Annotated in this window: 15 protein-coding genes; 14 read left to right on the top strand and 1 reads right to left on the bottom strand. The window is 55.6% G+C overall.

The annotated features are described in order from the left end of the window. Positions 1 to 32 precede the first annotated feature (32 nt). From dctP to ACR0DL_RS16930, 11 genes are all read left to right on the top strand, one after another. Positions 33 to 1,043 (top strand): TRAP transporter substrate-binding protein DctP, encoded by a 1,011-nt coding sequence (gene dctP, locus ACR0DL_RS16880; protein ID WP_170378495.1) that lies wholly within the window; start codon positions 33 to 35, stop codon positions 1,041 to 1,043. Positions 1,044 to 1,073: 30 nt separating this feature from the next. Then, on the top strand, positions 1,074 to 1,649 hold the full coding sequence (locus ACR0DL_RS16885) for a TRAP transporter small permease (RefSeq protein WP_170414485.1): 576 nt from the start codon (positions 1,074 to 1,076) through the stop codon (positions 1,647 to 1,649). Continuing rightward, on the top strand, positions 1,646 to 2,941 hold the full coding sequence (locus ACR0DL_RS16890; protein ID WP_074736095.1) for a TRAP transporter large permease: 1,296 nt from the start codon (positions 1,646 to 1,648) through the stop codon (positions 2,939 to 2,941). The genes ACR0DL_RS16885 and ACR0DL_RS16890 overlap by 4 nt, the downstream gene beginning before the upstream one ends. Next, on the top strand, positions 2,941 to 4,833 hold the full coding sequence (locus tag ACR0DL_RS16895) for a bifunctional sugar phosphate isomerase/epimerase/4-hydroxyphenylpyruvate dioxygenase family protein (protein WP_480690323.1): 1,893 nt from the start codon (positions 2,941 to 2,943) through the stop codon (positions 4,831 to 4,833). Before ACR0DL_RS16890 ends, ACR0DL_RS16895 begins: the two co-directional genes overlap by 1 nt. Then, positions 4,830 to 5,666 carry a citryl-CoA lyase gene (locus ACR0DL_RS16900; RefSeq protein ID WP_254428574.1) on the top strand — a complete coding sequence of 279 codons (837 nt, stop codon included), beginning with the start codon at positions 4,830 to 4,832 and terminating at the stop codon, positions 5,664 to 5,666. Before ACR0DL_RS16895 ends, ACR0DL_RS16900 begins: the two co-directional genes overlap by 4 nt. After that, the gene (locus ACR0DL_RS16905) at positions 5,653 to 6,843 is read left to right on the top strand and encodes a Gfo/Idh/MocA family protein (RefSeq protein ID WP_480690326.1); all 1,191 of its coding nucleotides are present in this window, start codon (positions 5,653 to 5,655) and stop codon (positions 6,841 to 6,843) included. The genes ACR0DL_RS16900 and ACR0DL_RS16905 overlap by 14 nt, the downstream gene beginning before the upstream one ends. Next, positions 6,833 to 7,507 carry a hypothetical protein gene (locus ACR0DL_RS16910; RefSeq protein WP_480690328.1) on the top strand — a complete coding sequence of 225 codons (675 nt, stop codon included), beginning with the start codon at positions 6,833 to 6,835 and terminating at the stop codon, positions 7,505 to 7,507. Before ACR0DL_RS16905 ends, ACR0DL_RS16910 begins: the two co-directional genes overlap by 11 nt. Next, on the top strand, positions 7,500 to 8,690 hold the full coding sequence (locus ACR0DL_RS16915; RefSeq protein WP_480690330.1) for a Gfo/Idh/MocA family protein: 1,191 nt from the start codon (positions 7,500 to 7,502) through the stop codon (positions 8,688 to 8,690). Before ACR0DL_RS16910 ends, ACR0DL_RS16915 begins: the two co-directional genes overlap by 8 nt. A gap of 154 nt (positions 8,691 to 8,844) precedes the next feature. Then, complete coding sequence (locus ACR0DL_RS16920) at positions 8,845 to 9,759, top strand: sugar phosphate isomerase/epimerase family protein (RefSeq protein WP_480690332.1); 915 nt, start codon at positions 8,845 to 8,847, stop codon at positions 9,757 to 9,759. Next, a complete protein-coding gene (locus ACR0DL_RS16925) occupies positions 9,740 to 11,149 on the top strand; it encodes an aldehyde dehydrogenase family protein (RefSeq protein WP_480690334.1) in 1,410 nt (469 codons plus the stop codon). Before ACR0DL_RS16920 ends, ACR0DL_RS16925 begins: the two co-directional genes overlap by 20 nt. Further along, entirely contained in the window at positions 11,149 to 12,930 is a 1,782-nt protein-coding gene (locus ACR0DL_RS16930; RefSeq protein ID WP_480690336.1) for a thiamine pyrophosphate-binding protein, read from the top strand. Before ACR0DL_RS16925 ends, ACR0DL_RS16930 begins: the two co-directional genes overlap by 1 nt. Before the next feature lie 975 nt (positions 12,931 to 13,905). Here the strand turns inward: ACR0DL_RS16930 and ACR0DL_RS16935 are convergent. Continuing rightward, positions 13,906 to 14,460, bottom strand: coding sequence for a TetR/AcrR family transcriptional regulator (locus tag ACR0DL_RS16935; protein WP_480690338.1), 555 nt, complete (start codon positions 14,458 to 14,460; stop codon positions 13,906 to 13,908). Between the two features lie 195 nt (positions 14,461 to 14,655). Between ACR0DL_RS16935 and gntH the strand changes: the two genes are divergently transcribed. The 3 genes from gntH (at position 14,656) to ACR0DL_RS16950 (ending at position 19,018) form a co-directional block, all read left to right on the top strand. Continuing rightward, positions 14,656 to 15,780, top strand: a complete 1,125-nt coding sequence (gntH, locus tag ACR0DL_RS16940; protein WP_480690339.1) for a guanitoxin biosynthesis MBL fold metallo-hydrolase GntH — start codon at positions 14,656 to 14,658, stop codon at positions 15,778 to 15,780. Between the two features lie 153 nt (positions 15,781 to 15,933). Further along, positions 15,934 to 17,742: a hypothetical protein gene (locus ACR0DL_RS16945; RefSeq protein WP_480690341.1), complete on the top strand. Its 1,809-nt coding sequence runs from the start codon at positions 15,934 to 15,936 to the stop codon at positions 17,740 to 17,742. Positions 17,743 to 17,761: 19 nt separating this feature from the next. Beyond that, positions 17,762 to 19,018 carry a HupE/UreJ family protein gene (locus ACR0DL_RS16950; RefSeq protein WP_480690343.1) on the top strand — a complete coding sequence of 419 codons (1,257 nt, stop codon included), beginning with the start codon at positions 17,762 to 17,764 and terminating at the stop codon, positions 19,016 to 19,018. Positions 19,019 to 19,110 lie beyond the last annotated feature (92 nt).

A 19,110-nucleotide genomic window follows, 5' to 3' on the forward strand; every position in this document is an offset into this window, starting at 1 on the left:
AAATGCATCATGATGTCTCAGGGAGGAGCAAAGTGATTACCAAACTTACCCGCCGGGCTGCTGTGTCAGCCCTGGTTGCAACCGGTGTTCTGTTTAGCGCAACAAGTGGTGCGCTGGCGGAAGACAAAGTGCAACTTCGCCTCGCAACATCAGGATCGGAGACCGACCAACGCTCGGTCGCTATGGCAGAAGTTTTTGCGCCAATGGTCGCCGATTTCGCAAGTTATGAGCCCAGCTATAATGGTACCATCTTCGCTCAGGGCACTGAGTTGGATGCTATCAGTCGCGGTAACCTGGAAATGTCGATCACCTCGGCGCAGGAACTGGCCCAGTTCTTCCCCGAGTTTTCGATCTTTACCGCAGGCTATGTCCACCAGGACGCCGCGCATCAGGTGGCTGTCTTCAACGATCCCTTGATGGATGCCTTTAAGCAGAAGGCCGAAGAAGAACTGGGCGTAAAACTGCTGTCGGTCATGTATCTGGGCCGTCGTCAGGTGAACCTACGTCAGCCCAAGGATGAGTTGACGGTCACAACTCCGGCCGATCTGGACGGCGTGAACCTGCGGATGCCGGGCACCGATGCGTGGCAGTTCCTTGGCAAAGCGCTGGGTGCCGCACCGACACCAATGGCCTTCTCCGAGGTTTATACTGCGCTGTCGACCGGTGCCGTTGACGGTCAGGACAACCCATTGCCGACTGTGGTTGATGCCAAGTTCTACGAAGTGACCAATCAGATCGTCCTGACATCGCATCTGGTCGACCTGAACTATATCGCCATCGGCAAAGAGGTTTGGGACGGGCTGACACCGGAACAGCAAGCAAAGGTTCAGGAGGCTGCAGACGCAGCGGCTGAAGCTGGTCGCCAGAAGCAGCTTCAGAAAGAAGAGGACCTTGTCAGCTTCCTGAAAGAGCAGGGCATGGAGGTCTACGAACCCGATCTCGCAGCGTTCCGTGATCAGGTACAGACCATGTATCTGGAAAGCGAATTTGCCGGGTCATGGCCGGATGGCGTTCTCGAGCAGATCAACGCTCTGGGCAACTGAGGCCACTTGGACAAGGGAGGGAGAACCACAATGAAAAAATTCATCAAGGGGTTCTCCCGATTGACCGAAGCGATTGCCGGCGGGATGCTGGCGGCAATCTTCCTGATCTTCCTTCTGCAAATTCTTTTGCGCTATTTCTTCACCCCTGCCGGATGGACGCTTGAACTGATTGGCATCCTTTGGGTCTGGGTGATCTTTTTCAGCTGCGCTTTCATCGTGCGTGAGCGGGATCACGTGAAATTCGACATCATCTATTTGTCTGTGCCCCGACGCGTGCGTCAGGTATTTGCGATGCTGGCGGCCGCGGCAATCGTGGTCGGGATGCTCTACAGTTTCCTGCCGACGTGGGATTACATCGACTGGATGAAAATCCGCAAGACCGCGACGGTACGCAATCCCTTTTCGGGTGAGAAGATACCGCTGCGCACCGTGTTTTCGATCTATGCCGTGTTCATGCTGGTCGTAGCCGCGCGGTATGCATGGCTGTTTTTTGACATCATGCGCAACGGCCCACCAAAAACCGAACTTGAAATGGTCGTGGGATACAACGTGGTCGACGAACATCCCCGTGTTGATGTGGAAGACGACGAGGACGCAAGCAAATGAGTTTCGAACTTCTTTCCTGCCTGCTCACACTCTTTGTTCTGGCAGGCATCGGGACTCCTATCGGGTATTCCATCCTGCTGGCGTCACTTATGTATCTGGGTGTCGCCGGTCTGGACGTTGCACTGGCGGGTGAAAAAATCCTGCAGGGTTTCTACAAAAGCACGATCCTGCTTGCCGTGCCTTTGTTCATCGTCGCCGCGAATATCATGAATGCTGGGTCGATCACCGATCGCCTGCTTAACTTTTGCGTCGCGGCGGTCGGGCGTTTTAAGGGCGGACTCGGGCACGTCAATGTTGTGGCGTCGTTGATTTTCTCCGGCATGTCCGGCTCAGCCGTCGCGGATGCTGCAGGGATCGGCAAGATAATCATTGAAATGATGACCAAGGATGGCCGCTACAGCCGAGGTTATGCAGCCGCAATCACGGCGGCTTCGGCGACGATCGGCCCGATTATTCCGCCTTCGATCCCGATGGTTCTGTATGCGCTGGTCTCAAAGGCGTCTATTGGGTCGCTGTTCCTTGCTGGCATTCTGCCGGGCCTGATCATGGGCGTCGTTCTTATGGCGATGAACTACTATCTGGCCGGAAAGCGGAACTTTGCATTGGAAGAACCTGTTCCGCTGCGCGAGTTGCCGGCTAAAACCGCCAACGCGTTCCCGGCACTGCTGATGCCCGCAATTCTGCTGTACGGCATATATGGCGGCGTCACTACTCCGACAGAGGCCGCCGCAGTTGCTGCATTCTACGCCCTGCTACTGGCAGCGTTGTTCTACCGCGCACTGACCTTCCGTGGCCTATATCAAGTGTTCGTCGACAGCGCGCGCTCTTCCGCCGCCGTCGGGGTGGTCATTGGTGGCGCGTTCATTCTGAACTTCATCGTCATTCAGGAACAGATTCCACAGTCGATCTCGGCCTTGCTGGAGGGTTCAGATGTTAGTCCGATTGTTTTCCTGATCCTGGTTAACCTGCTGATCCTCGCGCTGGGTTGCGTGTTGGACGCGACAACGATCATTCTTGTGATCGTGCCCCTGTTCATTCCCACCTGCGAAGCGCTTGGGATTGATCTGGTGCATTTCGGAGTGCTGGTCGTCGTGAACTCGATGATCGGTCTGATCACGCCGCCCTATGGCATTCTACTGTTTGTGATCAACGCCGTGACGGATATTCCGCTGCGCGAAATCATCTCGGAAATCTGGGCCTTCCTGGCGGTTCTCATCTTCGCCTTGGTGATCATGATGCTGATGCCTGATCTGGTCCTGTGGTTGCCGCGTATGTTTGGATATCAGGGATAATGTGCCTTTCGGTTTCGACAACGTCGATCCCCGGTGATCTGGCTGAAAAGCTGAGTGCTATCGCTGACGCGGGATTCGGGGGTGTCGAACTACACGAACCGGATTTGACCGCTTTTGATGGGCCGCCATCGCAAATCCGGAATATTGCATCAGACCTCGGCCTGAAGATTTGCCTGCTACAACCCTTCCATAACCTCGAAGGTCAATCCGGCAGCGGTCGGCAGCGCGCTTTTGATCGGCTAAAGCGCAAACTCGACCTGATGAGCGAGTTGGGAACAGAATTACTGCTAGTCGGGTCTGCTTACGAGGTCGATGCCGCTGCAACCGAAGAACAGGTAATCGCGGACCTTGGCGAGGCGGCCAAGATCGCGAAAGAGATGGGGTTGTGTCTGGCCTATATGGGCTTGCCATGGTCGAATCTTGTTCACTCGGATGAGCAGGCGTTAGGCGTCGTTGAAGCCATCGACAGCCCTCATTTGGGGTTGGCCTTGAACTCATTCTTCTCGCTTGCCGACGGGTCCAAACCCGCCCGCCTTCGGGACATTCCCGGAGAGCGGCTGTTCCATGTGCAACTGTCCGATGCACCCCGGCTTGAGATGGATATACGTCGGCTCAAACGGCATTTTGGGCTTCTGCCGGGGCTCGGATCGCTGAACCTTGCAGGTTTCGTGCGGGTGTTGTCCCGCGCCGGGTACAAGGGGCCTTGGTCCATTGCGCGCGTCAACGAAGCAGCTCCTCAACCCGGTGGCCGAACACTGGCCCGAGACAGCTATAGGTCGCTGGTGAACCTCCTGGATGAGGTATCACGAACCGAGCCGGGAACCGAATTCGGCATCCCGGACCTGCCGGAACGCGTCTATGCGTCAGGCTTTGAGTTCGTCGAATTTACAGCTGATGAAGTAAGCGGCGCGCAACTGGCAGATATGCTGTCAGCAATGTGTTTTCGAATGGAGCGAAAGCACGTCAGCAAGTCCGTCGAGCTGTGGCGGCAGGGGGCTATCAACATCGTCGTGAATACCGAAAAGGACGGTTTTGCCCAGTCGGCGTTCCTGGGCCACGGCCCCTCGGTTTGTGACATGGGGTTGCGTGTCAAAGATGCGGATCAGACGGTCCAGCGTGCGACCGCGTTGGGCGCTCCGAATTTCTCGCAGCCGGTGGGAACAGGAGAGCTGGATATTCCGGCCATCCGTGGTGTCGGCGGCAATGTCGTCCATTTCATTGATGAGAAATCCGATCTGCATCGGGTTTGGGATATCGAATTTGAGCCGGTAGCAAAAACCAAAGCGACCCAGCCCGCCGGTTTGCGCCGTATCGACCATCTGGCACAGACGATGAGCCACGATGAAATGCAAAGCTGGCTACTGTATTACATCTCGACTTTTGAGATGGAGAAGTCGCCTATCGTGAATGTGGCCGACCCGTCCGGCGTCGTGCAAAGCCAGGCAATCGAAAGCCCCGAAGGCGAAGTGCGCCTGAACCTGAACGGGGCAGTTGGTCGCCGAACTCTGGCGGCTTCGTTCCTTGAAGATGGCTTTGGGGCCGGTGTTCAGCACATCGCCTTCCAGTCTGACGATATATTTGAAACTTCAGACCAATTGCTCAACTCCGGCTTTCCCAGCCTGTCCATCCCAGAAAACTACTACGCTGATCTGCAAGCGACTTTCGGATTGGATGACGATATGATCGCCCAACTGCGCCGAGGCAACATTTTCTACGATCGGGCAGCAGGTGCCGAGTATTTTCAGATATACAGCCGCCCCATCTTTAACGGCTTCTTCTTCGAAATTGTTGAACGCCGCATGGGCTATGCCGGTTATGGCGCGCGCAACGCACCCATTCGCCTCGCCGCGCAAAGCAAAATCCAGACCGCGAAAGAGGTGCAAACTCAATGACCGTGCTGGATGAAAACATGACAATGGATGAGCGCGCCGTTCGCCAATGGTGGCGCACATCCATCGTCGACATGAAACCCGGAAAGATCGCTTTTCGTGGCAATGCCATAGAGGACCTGATCGGGAACGTATCTTTCCCGCAAATGATCTGGCTGATGGTACGGGGCGGTTTGCCCGGCGACGCGCAAGCGCGCCTGTTCGAGGCCGCTTTGGTCGCAGGCGTGGATCACGGTCCACAGGCTCCCTCGATCGCGGCTGCGCGTATGGCCGCCACCTGCGGGGTGGGTCTCAATAATGCGATGGCGACTGCGGTGAACATGCTGGGCGACGTGCATGGTGGGGCAGGAGAGCAGTGCGCAGAGCTGTACTATGATATCGCGGCCCGCATGGATGCGGGAGCTTCACTGAATGACGCTGTTCGGGATGGCTTGGACAGTTGGCGCGAGACCTACGGCAAGATCGTTTCGGGCTTTGGTCACAGGTTCCACAAGCCCACCGACCCACGTGCACCCCGGCTTATGCAACTAGTTCGAAATGCGGCAAAGGAAGGCACAGTTTCAGGCCGGTTTGCCGACATTGGCGAAGAGGTTCAGGCCGAACTTGCCCGTCAACGCGGAGGTCGACCGATTGCCATGAATATTGATGGCGCGACAGCTGTGATCTTCTGTGAGCTTGGCTTTCCTGCGCCCTTGTCGCGAGGGCTGTTCTGCCTGTCCCGCTCGGTCGGAATACTCGCCCACGCTTGGGAGCAGATGGGGCAGGGCGGTCGGAACAAAGGACCGATGCCCCCGAATTACTTACCCCTCTACGAAGACAGGAATGATGACACGTGAGACATCGAAATCCTTCCGGGTCGGCCTTATCGGCTGTGGTCGTATCAGCGATATCTATCTAAAAACACTATCCAAATATTCGAGCGTCGAGGTCGTAGCTTGTGCAAGCCTTGATCCTTTGGAAAGTAGCGCCAAAGCGGATCAATACGGTGTCGCCAAGGCCTGCACGCCAGATGAAGTGTTTGACGATCCGACGATCGACTGCGTTCTGAATCTGACAATTCCGGCGGCGCATGCGGATATCAGTTTACGCGCGTTGGAGGCGGGCAAACACGTCTATTCCGAGAAGCCACTGGTTATGAATCGAACGGATGGTAAGGCGATCCTGCACATGGCCTCTGAAAAGGGGTTACTGGTCGGCTGCGCACCCGACACGTTTCTGGGCGGTCGCTGGCAGACCGTTCGGCGCTTGATCGGCGAGGGTGCTATTGGCAAACCGACAGGGGTTTTTGCCCATGTCGGGACCCACGGGACGGAGCGCCACCATCCCAACCCGGATTTCTACTACCAGGCCGGTGGCGGGCCCTTGCTGGACCTTGGCCCATACTACCTGACCGCGATGATCTGCTGTCTTGGACCAATTGACCGGGTCGCTGGAATGGCACGGCGGACCTTTGAGCAGCGTATGATCGAAAACGGCCCGCGCAACGGCGAATGGATGGATGTCGAGGTCGACACGCACTCCCTGAGCCTGATGCAGTTCTCATCCGGAGCTATAGGGTCGATGACCATGAGCTTCGACATTTGGGACAGCGAAACCCCACGGTTCGAAATCTATGGTGAAAACGGAACCATCAGCATCCCTGACCCTGACCCGGTTCACGGAGCCAACATTTTTCAGGGGGATGTCTGGCTGAAAACGCGGGACACCTCGCGCTGGTCTCATCAGCCCCGTCCAGCCGGTCGCGAAGACTGGCAGGTGGTCGAGAACAAACATGGGTTTAATGAAGACAGCCGCGGACTCGGGCTTCTGGATCTGGCCCTGGCGGCTCAAGAAGGACGCCAACCCCGTGCAAGTGGGGCGCTTGCCTACCACGTTTTCGAGGTCATGGACGCGATCGAACGGGCGCCGAAATTTGGCGCCTATCAGACGATAGAAAGCCGTTGCGAGTCACCCGAGCCTCTGCCGGTCGATTTCCTAATGAATGAGAGGAAGGAGTTGGCGCATGCCGATTGAGACACTCGACTTTGCCCAGCCATTCTTTCGCGTCCAGCACATCACAGGTGAAGATAGTATGTCTATCGAGGATCGTGCAATTGTTCTTAACCTTGGGCGACTGGATCTCTCGATCGAGGATCAGGCCGTTGCACCGCTTTCGTCCGTTATCGTGCAAGACAGCACGCTCAACGGCGTGGAACGTGCAGTCATTGTCCATGGTTTCGACGCCCATGCAGATGTCAACGAGCTGTTTGCATGGGTGAAAGATACGTGGCCATCTGCTTTCGATATCCGCCAAGAGGAGCGTCTGCGTGGTGTCAGCCACTACATGTCGCCGAAGGTCTTCGTGGGTAACGTTGGACTGACCATGTACCACTCGGGCTCGGTGCCGCTGAATGTCGGATTGCACAAGGATCATCCGTTCTGCCCGGTACCGGGGTTTCGCGAAGTGCATACGCAAATCGTAGGCTTTGGCAAAATGCAGCAATGCCGTGAGCCAAATGTTGAAACCCTTTACCTCGAAGAATTCATGGCCCCCGGCACGACGCACAAACCAATGTATGACGCTGAAGGCAACTATCCCTGGCATCAGTACGAGACGATTACCCCCAGCATTTTCATGGCGGTGGAAATGCTGCCGGAAGGCGTACGGGTCCCGGAAATGGAGGTTCAGAGTGGCTGAGAGACTTTTACCCGAAGACCTGAACTTTGACGGACCTTTCCCCCGGTTGTCTCGCCGTTTGCGGCTGGGCGTTGTCGGCGGCGGACGGATCTCTGTCACGCAGGCAACGGCCGCGCGGATGACCGACCGGTGGGAGGTCGTCGCAGGCGCGCTCAGTTCAGATGCCGCTCACAGCAAGGCGCGCGGGGCCGAGTGGTTCTTGCCGACCGATCGGTGCTACGCGTCGTTCGAGGAGATGGCAAAGACCGAGGCGGCACGCCCGGATGGCGTAGATGCCGTCATGATCACTACCCCGAACCACGTTCATTTCGAAGCGGCCAAAGCGTTTCTGGAGGCGGGCATTGACGTGCTGTGCGACAAGCCTTTGACCAATGAAGTCGCCGAGGCCGAGGGGCTTGAGAAGATCACCGCACGAACGGGGCAGGTCTTTGCTGTCGGCTATGCGATGTCGTGTTTTCCAGTGATCCGGCAGGCCAAACAAATCGTGGCCGAAGGCGGCATCGGCAAAATCAACCAAATCCATGTTGAGTTCATGCAAGACTGGATGACGCCCGATGATGTTGCTGATGCGCCCCATGTCAAATGGCGGCTGGACCCCAAGATTTCAGGCCCGACCAGTTGTGTCGGCGATATCGGTACTCATGCCGCGCATCTTGCCAGTTTTGTCTCGGGCGTGCCGATGACCGACGTGAGGGCCGAGTTTCATGTCTGCGGTGCGCCAAAGCCTTTGGAAGACACAGTTTTCATGTTCGCCCGATACCAAAATGAAGTCCCCGGAACCTTGATGGCAACACGCCTTGCCCCCGGAAATCGGGGTGGGTTGCGGTTGCGGATATTCGGGAGCGAAGGCGGTCTTGAGTGGGGCTTGGAAAATTCGGAACAGCTGAAGTTCAATCGGTTCGGTGAGCCGGATCGTATCATCAGCCGAGGTCACGGGCACGGCATTGGCCCCGGCGCGGAACGTCTGGTCCGTACCGCGCGCGGCTTCCCTGAAGGGATTATCGAAGCCTGGGCCAACCTCTATACGGAATTTGCCATGGCCGTAGCGGCGCGTCGGGATGGCGTTACTGTTCCGGCCGATTGGCTTACATATCCCAGTGTCGAACAAGGCGCAGACGGTGTCCGATTCATTGATGCCTCTGTACGCTCTCACCAGTCCGGAGGCGACTGGGTCACTATCTAAAGCTTTGCCAAAACGAAGGTTAAACACGCCCGGGCCATTGCCCGGGCGTTTTCATTTCCTGCTCAGTATTAAAAGTTGATATTTCAAATAATATCAGATATTTTTTATTACGTGTGATGAAAATGAGATTCGCAGACGCTTGGAGCTGTCGTTCATGGTGAAACCCGAAGAGGCTGGCGCAAGCCCCTCTCTCTATTCCTTGGCGCATCTGACGCTGATTGGCTGCACGCCGCCCGAGTTGGTCTATATCGCCGCGCGGGCCGGTTACGATGCTGTCAGTCCTCGGTTCATTCCGATGCATGTGCCCGGTGAATTCACTCAATCTCCAATCGACAAGACACAGGTCCAGGCCACCAAAACTGCTCTCTCTACCACCGGCTTGAAGGTCCTTGATGTCGAGCTTGCGCGTATCACTGAAGATGTCGACCCGCGCAGCTTTGAGCCTTCTCTGGAGATCGGCGGAGAACTAGGTGCCAAGCGCATGATCATGAGCGCGTGGACCAACACCCGCGATGATCGTGAATTCCTGATCGACGTCTATTCAGAGACCTGCGAACTGGCCGTGCCCTATGGGCTGACGGTGGATCTGGAGTTCCCAAGCTTTTCCCGCTTGCGCACTCTGGATGAGGCGCTGGATATTGTCCGCGCTTCCGATCAGCCCAACGGTGGTATTCTGGTCGACACGCTTTATCTGCACCTCAGCCGAGTGGATCTTGGAGAGCTGTTGCACGTCCCCTCGGACCTGTTTCACTTCCTGCATATCTCAGATTGCCTGCCCGGCATCGCTGATACGCGTGAGGGCATGATCCAACTGGCCCGTGACGCAAGGTTGTACCCCGGCGAAGGCTGGATCGATTTCACCGGCATCATCGAACGGATGCCACCCGTCGACTATTCCATCGAACTGCCCAACCAAAGCCGCGTCGCCGAGTTGGGATATGAAGAACACGCGCGTCGCTGTCTCAGCCACGCCAAGCGGACATTCGGCGCGGCGCGATCTCAGCGTCGTATGACCGATGCAGCAATTCCAAAACACCAAGAGGATCATCATGGGCAAAGAGCTCACTGAGAACGACCGCAACATGGCGGCCGATATGCTGGCGCGCGCCCGCGCTGCCATGGCCGAAATCGAGGATTGGGATCAGGACAGGCTGAACCGCCTGTCTCAGGCCATCGCGTGGTATGCGGGGAACGAGAAAACTTTCACGCGTCTGGCCCAGCAAGGGGTGGACGAAAGCGGTATCGGAGATCGCGAAGGGCGTCCTGCGAAGCGATTCAAGATTCACATGGTACTACGTGATGTCTTGCGTACGCCTTCGACGGGGATCGTCGAAGTCGACGAAGAAAAGGGGCTGGTGAAATATGCCAAACCTGCCGGTGTGATCGCGTCACTGATCCCGATGACCAATCCAGCGATGACACCACCGGTGACCGGCGTTTCCGCCGCCAACGCCCGGAATGCGGTCATCTTCAGTCCACATCCGCGAACCGCCCATACCACCTTTGAAATGGTCGAGGTCATGCGCGCAGCTTGTCGTGCTGCCGGTGCCCCCGAGGACTTGTTTCAATCCATTCGCAAACCGTCGATCCCATTAACGCAACATTTGATGGAGATTTGTGACCTGACGCTGGCGACGGGTGGCAAGCCCATGGTCAAAGCAGCCTACAGCTCGGGACGTCCGGCTTATGGCGTCGGCGCGGGCAATTCTTCCATCGTCATCGATGAGACAGCTGATCTTGATGTCGCCGCTCAAAACACTCGTATTTCCAAGACCTCCGACTTTGGGTCAGGCTGTTCGGCGGACGGCAACATCATCATCCAACGCTCGGTTTACGACGATATGGTCAAGGCACTTCAAGCCGAAGGCGGTTACCTGTGTTCGGACGAAGAGAAGGCAATGCTCGAAGCGGCCATGTGGGATGAGAAGGGCAACCGTACCTTCCCGACTATCGCCTGTCCGCCTCAGCAAACGGCCAAGGTCGCCGGTTTCTCGATCGCCGAAGATCGCAAATTCCTGATGGTCGAAAATCAGGGGCAAATCGGGCCGCAGCACAAGTTCTCCAGGGAAAAACTGACCACGCTGATGGCGCTATATCACTTCGACACATTTGATGACGCGCTGGAAACGGTCAGCCAGATTTACAACACCGGGGGCAAGGGCCATTCCTGCGGCATTTACAGCCACAATGACGATCACATTGACCGGTTGGCGCGTCTGGCTCCGGTCAGCCGCATGATGGTGCGACAGCCACAATCCAAGGCCAACGCAGGTGCCTGGACCAATGGGATGCCCATGACCAGCAGCTTGGGTTGCGGCATCTGGGGCGGCAACATCACCAATGAAAACGTCACCATGAAACACATGATGAACTACACCTGGGTCAGCCGTCCTATCCCCGAGGATCGCCCCTCGGAGCCGGACCTGTTCGGTGAGTTCTTCGGGCAGGAGGTCGCGTGATGGACGGAGCGAAACTGGACGGAAAAACCGTAGCTGAACACATTGTCGACTTCCTTGAACGCCGTGAGGTGAAGCATGTGTTCGGCCTATGCGGCCATACCAATATCGCGGTTTTAGCTGCATTGGCGGAAAGCCCAATTGATTTTGTAACGGTGCGTCATGAACAAATCGCCAGCCACGCGGCGGACGCATATGCCCGCGTGACGGGCAAGGCCTCGGTGGTGTTGTCCCATCTCTCCCCGGGGCTGACCAATTGCGCCACCGGGGTCGCCAACGCCGCACTGGACTGTGTCCCGATGGTTGTGATCGCAGGCGACATTCCCACGCATTACTACGGCAAGCATCCGCATCAGGAAGTGAACCTACACGCGGATGCGGCCCAGTGGGAGATCTACCGCCCCTTTGTTAAACGTGCATGGCGAGTAGATCGGGCAGACCTGATGGCCGAGATTTTGGAAAAGGCATTCCATCTGGCAGAAAGCGGCCAACCCGGACCGGTTCTGGTCAATGTGCCCATGGACATTTTTTCGGAGGTGATCCCATCGGACAGCTTTGATCGTATCCGCGACAACACCCGCGCGCTCAAGAAACCGTCTATAGACGATGAAACCGCGCGTGAAATCATTGAGGCTCTGGCACAGGCCGAAAACCCGGTCGCCTATGTCGGCGGTGGTATCCTGCTGGCGCAAGCCAGCGAAGAGTTGCGCGAATTCGTTGAACATATGGGCCTGCCAGTCGCGCATTCCCTGATGGGTAAAGGTGCGTTGCGGGACGACCATCCGCTTGTGCTGGGCATGACTGGTTTTTGGGGCACCGAGCTGGTTAATCAGACCTGCCTGAATGCCGACTACATTTTTGCCGTTGGGACCCGTTTCAAGGAGGCTGATTGCTCCAGCTGGTATCCCGGCTACACGTTCAACATTCCCGGCTCCAAGGTTATTCATATCGACATCGAACCGCAGGAGATCGGGCGGAACTATCCGACCGAGATCGGCGTAATCGCGGACGCCAAGGCCGCGCTTCGTGTGCTTATTCGGGTGGCCTGCGAGATGTATCCAGAGGGTTTCAGACGCCCCGCGTTGGAAAAAAAGATCGCTGGCTTCCGAACAAACTTCAAAACGCGCAATGTGGAAATGGCAACTTCATCTGCGTTTCCGATGATGCCCGAGCGCATTCTTGCAGATACCCGAAAAGCGCTGCCTGAAGATGCCATCATCACGACGGACGTTGGGTGGAACAAAAACGGTGTCGGACAACAGTTCGATATCCTGACCCCTGGCTCAATCCTGACCCCGGGTGGTTTTGCCACGATGGGTTTTGGCCCTCCAGGTGCGATCGGCGCGAAACTGGCGGCACCTGATCGTGTGGTGATCAGCCTGGTTGGCGATGGTGGTTTCGGTCAGAACCCGTCAATGCTGGCAACGGCCGTTGAACTTGATCTGGGCATCATCTGGCTGGTGATGAACAACAACGCTTTCGGAACTATCGCCGGCCTTCAAAAAGCGCATTACGGTCTGACCTATGGAACCACTTTCCCCGGATCAGCCGCCGCACCCGCAAATGGACCGGGCTATGCCGATATTGCGCGAGCCTACGGCGTGGAAGGGCACAGACTCAGCGCTGCCGACGAACTGTTGCCCGCACTGGAAGCGGCAATCGCCAGTGGCAAGCCAACCGTGCTCGATGTGCCAATGATCAACAACCCGACACCAACGACCGGACATTGGAACATCCTCGACATCTATTCGCCAGACAGGGATGTTTCGCACGTTGCAACCTAAAGCAATTTAGAGTGTGCGATCCGCCTATGCATACGGCTTTCGCCTGTATCGGTAAAACAGAAGGGCAATTGCCGCTGTGCGATGGCTTCAGCTTGATGGAAAACCTTTGAGTCGCAAATGGCAAGACTCGTGCGTCGTGCTTTTTTAGGGAAATTAAAAAACAAAGATTTAGATGTCGCCGAATGGCAAAACTATGTGTCGCCTGACATCCTTGTTGAACGTCACACGAACCTGACCCAACTGTCATAGTTGGACCAGAAAAGCGGTGAACGTTCGACATCAGAAGGCGCCCCCAATGTTGGACATCAGTTGAATTTGATCTTTGAGTCATCAACTAACACGCCGTCCCGATTTCATACTCCCGCAGACATTTTGGTTTGATCTGACTTCCATATCGGACAATCAGAGCTGATTTGTAGGTCAGACAGCGAAGCTGGCTGTTCCCGCTAATCTGCCACGTGGCGAACGCGGGAGGGGGCGAGGCAATGCTATTCGGCAGGGGGGGTGCGGCCCGGAGGCACAGCCGAGTACACGGCCCTGTCTAAAAGGGTTGCCCGAGGGGGAGGCAGCGTCTTACCCCTGACGGCCAGGGGCGTTTGGCTTGGCTAAATCCCGCTGGCCCACGGAAGGAAAGTGATGAGGTGGAAGGTCTGCCGCCATTTGCAATTGATCCCTTCTGTCAAACTTCAAAAAGTAATAGAGGCCACGAAGCCGCCATTCGCTAAAGCCGCATCGTCATACGTCCACAATGGCAGCAATGCGCAGGAAGCGGACTTTGCAAAGTTGAGTGGTCCACTCTCAACCGAACTATCAGACCCGTCGGCTGCGAGCTCGTTGTCATCCAAAACCGGTGAATTCTGGGCGGCGGTAGCTTTCGAGACCAACGACGGGGTAAATGCTCCAATAGCCCAAATGAATCGATCAGTTTGAAATCGAATTTGCAAACGAGGTGGCTATTGGAACCTACTTAGAAGACTACGCTACCAAAACGCGCCAGTGTTGGTCGAGAATACTTTCCCAACCGTCAGAATTCTTTAACCCGTTGGTTGTTTCACCCATCAGAGTCATTACCATCATACGACCGCGAATTTCAGCGTCTTGAGGCCCGAAACCGGCCTGTTCGAACAACCAGGCTGAAAACTCAAACCGCCGGTCCATAGCACGCTTATAGCTCAATGCAGCGTCCGCATCAGACTTCGCCCAGACCGCAATGGCCCCGTCTGGTCTGGAAGCGTCTTCGCGAATGACCTGCTGCATCAACAGCCTGATCCGCTCTTTCGCGGGACCTTCAAACTTTATTGCATCCTCAATGATGTGCCCGGTCAAAGCTTCTTCCCAATAGGTTAAAACGGCGTCGAGTAAATCTTTTAAATTCTTGAAGTGCCAATAGAAACTTCCGCTCGTCAACCCCAACCTACGCGCAATAGCGACGACCTTTACGCCTTCTATTCCGCGCTCTCTCAAAACGTCCAGCGTCGCAAGCAACCAATCCTCGCGCGACGCTTTTTCCTTTTTTTCGATTACTGCCATTCCGCTTTCCATAGAGGCTTCTATTGACATAGAGAAGTCTATGGTAATACCGTAGAGATGTCTATGGTTGACTTGAGAATCACGCTTTTGTGACATGCTTAGCCACGTCTAAAGGGAGGGGGAACTATGAATAGATTACTCATTTCCACGACAAGTGCAGTTTTGGCGCTTGGGCTTGCGGTCAGTGGATCTGCGTTGGCGCAGAATATGCTTCCAAAAGGTCGAACGGCTGCTGCAATCGAAGACGGAACCTATCCGGCGTCCTATTTCCCAAACACTGAAATTCTCGGTGAAAGCGAGATGCGGATCACCGCATTGGGCACGGGGATGCCAAACCAAACAAAAGCGGCCGTTTCCATTTCGTTCCTAGTCGAGTTGGGCAATGGGGATACCTTTCTTTTCGACGTTGGCACCGGATCTACTGGCAACCTTTTTTCATTGCGACCAGATTTCTCAAAGATCGATAAAGTCTTTTTCAGCCATCTGCATGTAGACCATGTCGGTGACTTCATGGGTCTTCACGTTGGAGGCTGGCTCTCTGGCCGCTACACCCCGCTTCGTATTTTCGGTCCGTCCGGATCCGAGGAAGAACTGGGCACCAAGGCATATGTAGACGGTATGTCGAAGGCTTATGCCTGGGACCTTGCGACCAGAACCGGTGCTTTGCCGGATGAGGGTGCGAAACTTGATGTCACCGAATTCGATTACATGCAGGAGAACGAGATCGTTTACCAAGAAAACGATGTCACCATTCGTTCCTGGCCGGCGATCCACAGCCTCGATGGCTCGGTCAGTTATTCCCTTGAATGGAACGGGCTAAAGTACGTCTTTGGCGGAGATACCTACCCGAATAAATGGTATGTCGAGTATGCCAAAGACGCAGACTTAGCGTCTCACGAAGCGTTTTTGCCGCCAGATGCGTTGGCACCCTACTTTGGCTGGGACATGAAGCAGGCAACTTATGTCGCCACCCGCGTCCACACCGAACCCGCGGCTTTTGGCAAGGTCATGTCAGCGGTCAAGCCTCGCATGGCACTGGGATACCATTCTGTTCTTTCACCAGAAAACTACCAGGCGATTTTGGAAGGCGTTCGTTCGACGTATGACGGGCCGCTGACGCTAGCGCGCGATCTTCAGGTAATCAATGTCACCAAGGATCAGATTGTTGTCCGGGAGGCCAGCGTGGATGACTATGCCCTGCCACCGGCAGTCAGCGACGAATATATCAAGGCGCCTCGCTCGAAGGAAAAAGAGCCATCTGACAAGGTGACTGCTGGCAAGTGGGAAGGATACACCCCGCCGCCGATGCCGGATCAATAACGACATCTTCGCTGCATCCGCGCGGCCAGATCACAGGTCGCGCGGGACAAAACGGCAAATGTCTTCCCATGAGAATGACGGCTGCGTCACAGACGCGTGTCGAGAACTGGGGAACTCATTGCCCAGGCAAGTGATGGAACGAAAGCACTGCCAATGAGCTTGTCACGGAACACAGTAAGCAAACCACCGGGCAATGTCAGATGCCTGCTGGCACTTGTGACGGCAATGGTTTTGCCGATTGGGGCGCAAGGAGATGTGACGCCCTACAGCGGTGCGGAAGTCGCCGATAACATAGCCGTCTTACGAATTGACGACGAAGGTATTCACCTGGATCTGGAAATATTTCCTCGGGACTTAACGGCCTTCGCCGCGACACTGTCATCTGGAGAATGGTCGGAACCACGGCCGGAATTGGTCACATATGACGTGGCATCCGACAATGGCCTTGAAAATTTCTTGATAGTTCGCGACGACGGAACTCCGTTGCCATTGCAATTCCTGACTGCGGAGCGACGCAAAAGGATCGACCGCGCATCTCCTCTTGCCGGAATGACCGATCCTATCACCGGCAGCAAATTTCCGGCACCTCCTGATGATCCTGAAGTAATCTACGTTAGAGCATTCTATGACTTTGAAGGCCTGAAACCCGAGAAATTGATCATCCGCCCTCCGCTGGCCAAAGACGAAGACACTGCGGTATCGATTGGCTTCATGGTCTTTGATCGCGCCGTTCCGGTCACCCGTTTCAGTTTTCTCAACAAAGACTCGCGATTTACGATCAACTGGTCGGACCCCTGGTTTACTGCATTTGCCAACGCAAACCTCAACCGCTCAGCCCAAAGTGGGACGACATCCTATCTGTATGTCGCTCCACGCGAACTCCGCCACGAGGTCCTGATCCGGTCTCGTGATCTTGCGCCCTGGATCGATCAAACCCTGGGTACCGGATCAAATCTGGATCCTGCGTTACAGTCACAGATTCTTGCGGATGCACTGAACGAATTCGCAACCAAGAACCCAGTCGCCATCGAGGGCGAACAGGTAATGCCTTCGAACGTGCGCGGTTCGTTCCTGACGCTCGGGGAACGCGGGTTTCAGGTTGTTGATGGCCCCTCAACGCTTAATGCTGATACGACGTTCATCGGCGTGATATCGTCTTATCCTATTCCAACTTTGCCAAAGGAGGCGTCTGTCACCTGGGACATGTTCGACGATACGATCCACGAAGTTCCTGTGACGCTGACGGATGTTGCTGGTCCGTTCCTGGATTGGGCGACGCCTGAGAATGCCAAGATCACGTGGGAAAATCACCTGAAACGATATGCCGAGCCTGAGGTTTCTCGGGTGAAGGCTCAAGGTGTTGTGTTTGTGCCTCTGTGGACACTGTTTACCGTTGGTCTTTCAGCTCTGGTCGGCCTGATCGCCACACTAACTTCCCAGAAGCACCTGCGGATTGGATTATCCGTACTTACAATCGGCTGTCTTCTTATCGGGTCGGTATTCTGGAATTCACGATCCGTCTCATTGATAAGCCCGACTTCTGATCAAGCCGCAGATCATGTAGCTGCGGATGCTTTTTCCCAGCTCATAGCCAACGTCTATGTTGCAGCCCTCGAAGTGTCGCCAGAAAAACGCAGCAAGGCGCTAGCCCCAATCGTTTTGAATGTTGACCTTGTTGAGGTGTCTGCAGAACTGGAAGCAAGCTTGGGGATCCGGGTACCCGGTGGTGGCCTCGCGCAGATCGCTGAGGTCACGGATGTCATCATAGTAGACGGTGGATTGAATAGATACGGAGCGTTTGAAGGCGTTGCGCAATGGCGGGTCGACGCGCGGGCGGGCCATTGGGGTCATGATCACCGTCGAAGGGTGGAATACCGCGCAAGGGTCGAGTTCCGACCTGAGCGAGGTAGCTGGAAACTTAGAGCAATCACTGTGTTGGAGGCGCGTGCACCGGATGTCTAAGCGGATAAGCAGAGCTTTGTTGGTTTTTGTCACGACCTGCCTGATTGTGTTCGCGGTTGCGAGCCATGCGCATTTTCTACTGAACCTGAACGTTCGGGTGTTCCACGTTGAACACACCAGCGACGGGTTGCGTATCCATCTTCGACTGCCGATGCCTTACCTTGTCGCGGACAAAACGGGAGCAATTGGAACAGATGGCCTTCCGTCCGCTGCTCCGTTTACGACAAATGCCCTTAAGGACGGCAATGTCGTGCATTTTGCCGACCCCGCTCAACTGGATGCTGACCCGCTCGGGCTCGGTCGAATCGCTGAGGCCGGAACAATTGTCGAAGTGCAAGGTCAGCGCGTAGCGGGCAACGTGGAATCTGTGGCAATCCATCGGGTGGGCGAAGAACCGGGATTTGCTACTCTGAACGAGGCCGAAAAAGCGGTGTTTGAGGGATCAACTCTGTCGCTCGATCTGCCTGTATTTGTTGGCGATGTCATCGTCGATGTCACCGTACGGTATGACCTGAAAACCACCCCGTCTACCTATGCGCTGTCAAACGCTCTGAACCCCGGATTGCCAGACCAGGAAATGACCGCGAACCTCATCCTCGACTACGGCTCCAGCGACCCACTTGTCTTTCGAACGCGGGGTCTGATGGAAGATCCGGTTGAGATTTCAAGGTCGAGTTTCGCAGGAATCGTGACTTTCATTTGGGAGGGTGTGCGCCACATTCTCGAAGGCATCGATCATGTATTGTTTGTTGTTTGCCTTGTCATCGGCGCGCCTGAACTGCGGGCGCTACTCTGGCGTGTCACCGGGTTTACAGTTGGCCACAGCGTAACACTTTCGCTTGGCTTCTTTGGCTATGTTCCATCCGGTGCATGGTTTGTCCCTTTGGTAGAAACAGGGATTGCGCTCTCAATCATCTACGCAGCTGTTCTGGCCATAAAACGAGAAGATTCGGGGCCAAACACCAACAGAAAGGTTTTCGTAGTGACCGTCCTGATGGGATTGCTTCACGGCCTGGGCTTTAGTTTCGTGCTGCATGAAATCCTGCAAGTGACTTCGCCCAATATTTGGCAGAGCCTATTGGCATTCAACATCGGCGTGGAAGTTGGTCAAGTCGCAATCGTTCTGGTGACGTGGCCGCTCCTAAATTCGATTTCAAAATTTGGCCCAACTCCTGAGTTTACGCTCAGAGTTTCAATAGCTATCGGCTGCGGAGCTGTCGCGAGTTGGTGGACATTCGAGCGTGGGAAAAACTTTCTGGACTTACTTTCAATTTAGCCGGTTACGAACGACAGCTTTGGGCTGCGACCTGCCGACTGCGACTGCAGGAGACAGATAGCCTCGGGATGGCCGGTTTGGGCTCAATCTGC

The sequence above is a fragment of the Ruegeria sp. BB5 genome (genome assembly GCF_056539405.1).

Bases quoted from the DNA above. Each gene is read 5' to 3' on its own strand.
- ACR0DL_RS16905 (WP_480690326.1), top strand. From the start codon at position 5,653: ATGATGACACGTGAGACATCGAAATCCTTCCGGGTCGGCCTTATCGGC.
- ACR0DL_RS16890 (WP_074736095.1), top strand. From the start codon at position 1,646: ATGAGTTTCGAACTTCTTTCCTGCCTGCTCACACTCTTTGTTCTGGCA.
- ACR0DL_RS16900 (WP_254428574.1), top strand. From the start codon at position 4,830: ATGACCGTGCTGGATGAAAACATGACAATGGATGAGCGCGCCGTTCGC.
- ACR0DL_RS16920 (WP_480690332.1), top strand. From the start codon at position 8,845: ATGGTGAAACCCGAAGAGGCTGGCGCAAGCCCCTCTCTCTATTCCTTG.
- ACR0DL_RS16945 (WP_480690341.1), top strand. From the start codon at position 15,934: ATGAGCTTGTCACGGAACACAGTAAGCAAACCACCGGGCAATGTCAGA.
- ACR0DL_RS16885 (WP_170414485.1), top strand. From the start codon at position 1,074: ATGAAAAAATTCATCAAGGGGTTCTCCCGATTGACCGAAGCGATTGCC.
- ACR0DL_RS16925 (WP_480690334.1), top strand. From the start codon at position 9,740: ATGGGCAAAGAGCTCACTGAGAACGACCGCAACATGGCGGCCGATATG.
- ACR0DL_RS16895 (WP_480690323.1), top strand. From the start codon at position 2,941: ATGTGCCTTTCGGTTTCGACAACGTCGATCCCCGGTGATCTGGCTGAA.
- ACR0DL_RS16935 (WP_480690338.1), bottom strand. From the start codon at position 14,460: ATGGCAGTAATCGAAAAAAAGGAAAAAGCGTCGCGCGAGGATTGGTTG.
- ACR0DL_RS16930 (WP_480690336.1), top strand. From the start codon at position 11,149: ATGGACGGAGCGAAACTGGACGGAAAAACCGTAGCTGAACACATTGTC.
- ACR0DL_RS16910 (WP_480690328.1), top strand. From the start codon at position 6,833: ATGCCGATTGAGACACTCGACTTTGCCCAGCCATTCTTTCGCGTCCAG.